Raw genomic sequence first — 4,561 nt, forward strand, 5'->3', positions numbered from 1 at the left:
CGGGCGAGTTCGTCACCCTGCTCGGCGCCTCCGGCTGCGGCAAGTCCACCCTGCTCAACCTGGTCGCCGGACTCGACCGGCCGACCGCCGGCACCATCGAGGTACCGGGCGGCCGCCCCGCACTGATGTTCCAGGACCACGCACTGTTCCCCTGGCTGACCGCCGGCAAGAACATCGAACTGGCCCTACGACTGGCAGGCGTACCCCGCCACGAGCGCCGCCCCGAGGCCGAACGCCTCCTCGAACTGGTCCGCCTCGGCGGCTCCCACAACAAGCGCATCCACGAACTGTCCGGCGGCATGCGCCAGCGCGTCGCGCTCGCCCGCTCCCTCGCCCAGGGCGGCAACGTCCTGCTGATGGACGAACCCTTCGCCGCCCTCGACGCCATCACCCGCGACGTGCTGCACGACGAGATCACCCGGATCTGGGCCGAACGACAGCTGACCGTCCTGTTCGTCACCCACAACGTCCGCGAGGCCGTCCGCCTCGCCCAACGCGTGGTACTGCTCTCCTCCCGCCCCGGCCGGATCGCCCGCCAATGGCGGATCGACCTGCCGCAACCGCGCCGGATCGAGTCCGCCGGCGTCGCCGATCTGTCCATCGAGATCACCGAAGAACTGCGTGGGGAGATCCGCCGCCATGTCCAGCACTGACACCACACCCGTCAAGGAACCCACCGACTCCGCCAGCGTCGAGGCCGGCCTCGACGCCCTGGAAACCGTCCAGCTCCAACGCACCCCCCTCACCCACGCGCTACGGGCCAAGGCACTGCCCCCGGTCCTCGGCATCCTGCTCGTCCTGGCCGCCTGGCAACTCGCCGTCACCCTGGAACTCACCACCACCGACAAACTCCCCAGCCCCGGCGAGGTCTGGCAGTCACTGACCAAACTCTGGTACGCCGGCACACTGTTCTCGATCATCTGGACCAGCCTCTGGCGCGGCCTGTCCGGCTTCCTCGCCGCCGTCGCCATCGGCACCCCGATCGGCCTGCTCGTCGCCCGCGTCAAACCGGTCCGCGCCGCACTCGGCCCGGTCCTCTCCGGCCTCCAGTCACTACCCTCGGTCGCCTGGGTACCCGCCGCCGTCATCTGGCTCGGCATCAACAACTCGGCGATGTACGCCGTCATCCTGCTCGGCGCCGTCCCCTCCATCGCCAACGGCCTGATCTCCGGCATCGACCAGGTCCCACCCATCTACCTGCGAGCCGGCCGCACCCTCGGCGCCACCGGCCTCACCGGCGCCCGCCACATCCTGCTGCCCGCCGCCCTCCCCGGCTACCTCGCCGGCCTCAAACAGGGCTGGGCCTTCTCCTGGCGCTCCCTGATGGCCGCCGAACTCATCGCCGCCTCCCCCGACCTCGGCGTCGGCCTCGGCCGCTACCTGGAGAACCAACGCGAATTCTCCGACATGTCCGGCGTCCTGCTCGGCATCATCCTGATCCTGGTCGTCGGCGTCGCCATCGACCTACTGATCTTCACCCCCATCGAACGCCGCGTCCTGCGCAGCCGCGGCCTGCTCCGGGCCAGCCTCTGACCGGATCGACGCCTGTGCGGCCCAGTCCCGCGCAACGCAAAATGCGGGTCAGGATTTCTCCTGACCCGCATGGGCTTGCCTGCATCGGCAAGCAGTCTGTGTCCGAGGGGGGACTTGAACCCCCACGCCCGATAAAGGGCACTAGCACCTCAAGCTAGCGCGTCTGCCATTCCGCCACCCGGACCGGGTGTGTCGTCCTCGCTGCTGTCCGCCGCGCTGACTCCGTAACTGTAGCAAAGATCCGCTTGCGGACCCAAAACCGTTCCCGCCCGGGCGGCCGCCCGCCCGGCGCCGGGAAATTCGCTCTTGGGTGCGGGCGGCCGGCGGGGGAGGATGGCCGCAGGGTGCCCGTGGTGCCCGGCCGGGCCGGGGGTCGTGAGCAGGAGTGCCACGGGTTGCGTAGACGCCGCAGAGACGAGGAGTGACCGTGAGCGAGTCGAGGGCGGACCAGGCAGGTGCCGCGCGGGTGACGGCGGAGTCGGAGGTCGCCGAGATCTGCCGTGACCTGATCCGGATCGACACCAGCAACTACGGGGACGGCTCGGGCCCCGGCGAGCGCAAGGCGGCCGAGTACGTCGCGGAGCAGCTGGCCGAGTTCGGGCTGGAGCCGACGATCATCGAGTCGGCCAAGGGGCGGGCGTCCACCGTGGTGCGGATCGAGGGCGAGGACCGCTCCCGTCCCGGCCTGCTGATCCACGGGCACCTCGACGTGGTCCCGGCCAACGCCGCGGACTGGACCTACGACCCGTTCGCCGGCGAGATCGCCGACGGCTGCGTGTGGGGCCGCGGTGCGGTCGACATGAAGGACATGGACGCGATGACGCTGGCGGTGGTCCGCGACCGGCTGCGCACCGGCCGCAAGCCCCCGCGCGACCTGGTGCTGGCCTTCGTCGCGGACGAGGAGGCGGGCGGTACCTACGGCGCCCGCCACCTGGTCGACAAGCACCCGGGCCTGTTCGAGGGCGTGACCGAGGGGATCGGCGAGGTCGGCGGCTTCTCCTTCACGGTCAACGACGACGTCCGGCTGTACCTGGTGGAGACCGCCGAGAAGGGCATGCACTGGATGCGGCTCACGGTCGAGGGCCGGGCCGGGCACGGGTCGATGGAGAACGACGACAACGCCATCACCGAGCTGTGCGAGGCGGTGGCCCGGCTCGGCCGGCACAAGTTCCCGCTGCGGATCACCAAGACCGTCCGGGCCTTCCTGGACGAGCTCTCGGACGCGCTCGGGGTCCAGCTCGACCCGGAGAACATGGACGAGACCCTCCGGGTGCTCGGCGGCATCGCCAAGATGATCGGCACCACGCTGCGCAACACCGCCCAGCCGACCATGCTCGGCGCCGGCTACAAGGTGAACGTCATCCCCGGCCAGGCCACCGCGCACGTGGACGGCCGCTTCCTGCCCGGCTACGAGGAGGAGTTCCTGGCCGAGCTGGACAGCGTGCTCGGCCCCCGGGTGAAGCGCGAGAGCCTGCACACCGACAAGGCGATCGAGACCACCTTCGACGGCGCCCTGGTGGACGCCATGCAGCTGGCCCTGCGGGCGGAGGACCCGATCGCCCGCGCGGTGCCGTACTGCCTGTCGGGCGGCACCGACGCCAAGTCCTTCCAGGACCTCGGGATCCGCTGCTTCGGCTTCGCGCCGCTGCAGCTGCCGCCGGAGCTGGACTTCGCCGGAATGTTCCACGGCGTGGACGAGCGGGTGCCGGTGGACGGCCTGAAGTTCGGGGTGCGGGTGCTGGACCGGTTCCTCGACGCCTGCTGAACGGCCGGCCTCCCGGCTGCTCGACGACGGCCCGCCCCGGTGCTCCGGGGCGGGCCGTGCGCATTGTCGGAGCGGATGATTTGGGACAGCGCGACACGCGGTTGAAGAAACGATACTGCTTGGAATTCTGCGTCGATCACATATGCGAGCTGTCACCGCTGAGAGTGAATGGGTGATCGCCTCCGTACCCCGTTCGCCACGCCCTCGTTCACCCATATGCAGTCACGAGAACGGCTGCGGAATCGACCAGGAGGAACCATGAAGGTCAAGAAGATCGCCGCTGTCACCGCCGCCGCCGGTGGCCTGGTGCTCGCCGGCGCGGGTATGGCGTCCGCCCACGGCGGCGCCACCGCGCAGGGTGCGGCGGTCGGCTCCCCGGGCGTGCTGTCGGGCAACCTGGTCCAGGTCCCGGTGCACGTGCCGGTCAACGTCTGCGGCAACACCATCAGCGTGATCGGGCTGCTGGACCCGGCGTTCGGCAACAACTGCCAGAACTTCTGAGCCGGTCCCGGCCCGCGGGCCGGTCGACCGCGCCACCGATGACGGTCGGCCGATGACGGTCCGTCGACCGATGCGCCCCTGAGCCGAGGATCCGCGGCTCAGGGGCGCAGTCGTGTCCGCGCGGCCTTGTCCGCGGGCCGGCGCTCGTCAATGCGACGGACTGTTAAGGACTTCACTCGATCGGAGGAAATGCATCCGTCCGGCTCAACCTTCTCGGCCCGCCGTCGTTGTCCGGAGTACCGGCGGATTGATTCGTCGGGAATTCCGACAAGTACAGAAGTCAGGGGAGTCAATTGCGACAGGTCGCTAAGAAGGGCCTCCTCACTGCCGTCGCCACCGGCAGTGTGCTGGCCTCGACGGCGGGCTACGCCTATGCCGCCGGCAGTGAGGCCCAGGGCGTGGCGGCGAACTCGCCGGGCGTCGGCTCGGGGAACGCGGTGCAGGTCCCGGTCGACGTCCCGGTCAACGCCTGCGGCAACACCGTCGACGTCATCGGCCTGCTGAACCCGGCCTTCGGCAACAAGTGCGGCAACGCCGCGCAGAACCGCAGCACCCACCCGGCGGCCCACGCGGGCGGCGCGGCGGCGAGCGGCGCCACCCACGGCTCGCCGGGGGTCGCCTCGGGCAACGGCGTGCAGGCCCCGATCGACATCCCGGTGGACGCCTGCGGCAACTCGGTCAACGTGGTCGGCGTCGGCAACCCCGCCTTCGGCAACGACTGCGCCAACCACAGCCACCCGGTGCCGGCCCACCCCGCCCCGC

5 protein-coding genes and 1 tRNA gene are annotated in these 4,561 nt (G+C 70.5%); 5 read left to right on the top strand and 1 reads right to left on the bottom strand.

All coding sequences use genetic code 11. The features are described from left to right. A partial coding sequence (locus AA75_RS28565; protein ID WP_033823168.1) for an ABC transporter ATP-binding protein occupies nucleotides 1-653 on the top strand: 653 nt, incomplete at its 5' end. Continuing rightward, complete coding sequence (locus tag AA75_RS28570) at nucleotides 640-1,533, top strand: ABC transporter permease (protein WP_033823169.1); 894 nt, start codon at nucleotides 640-642, stop codon at nucleotides 1,531-1,533. The genes AA75_RS28565 and AA75_RS28570, both read left to right, overlap by 14 nt. 99 nt (nucleotides 1,534-1,632) lie before the next feature. Here the strand turns inward: AA75_RS28570 and AA75_RS28575 are convergent. Continuing rightward, a tRNA-Leu gene (locus AA75_RS28575) sits at nucleotides 1,633-1,717 on the bottom strand. Between the two features lie 243 nt (nucleotides 1,718-1,960). Between AA75_RS28575 and AA75_RS28580 the strand changes: the two genes are divergently transcribed. The 3 genes from AA75_RS28580 to AA75_RS53765 all read left to right on the top strand — a co-directional run. Beyond that, the gene (locus AA75_RS28580) at nucleotides 1,961-3,298 is read left to right on the top strand and encodes a M20/M25/M40 family metallo-hydrolase (protein WP_033823170.1); all 1,338 of its coding nucleotides are present in this window, start codon (nucleotides 1,961-1,963) and stop codon (nucleotides 3,296-3,298) included. A 258-nt stretch (nucleotides 3,299-3,556) separates the two neighbouring features. Then, entirely contained in the window at nucleotides 3,557-3,799 is a 243-nt protein-coding gene (locus AA75_RS28585) for a chaplin (RefSeq protein WP_033823171.1), read from the top strand. Between the two features lie 293 nt (nucleotides 3,800-4,092). After that, nucleotides 4,093-4,561: chaplin (locus tag AA75_RS53765; protein WP_033823172.1), on the top strand; the 469-nt coding region annotated here is incomplete at its 3' end.

Origin of the sequence: Kitasatospora sp. MBT63, assembly GCF_000710465.2 — a bacterium.
In the GTDB taxonomy this organism is placed as follows: Bacteria; Actinomycetota; Actinomycetes; order Streptomycetales; family Streptomycetaceae; genus Kitasatospora.

Bases quoted from the DNA above. Each gene is read 5' to 3' on its own strand.
- AA75_RS28570 (WP_033823169.1), top strand. From the start codon at position 640: ATGTCCAGCACTGACACCACACCCGTCAAGGAACCCACCGACTCCGCC.
- AA75_RS28585 (WP_033823171.1), top strand. From the start codon at position 3,557: ATGAAGGTCAAGAAGATCGCCGCTGTCACCGCCGCCGCCGGTGGCCTG.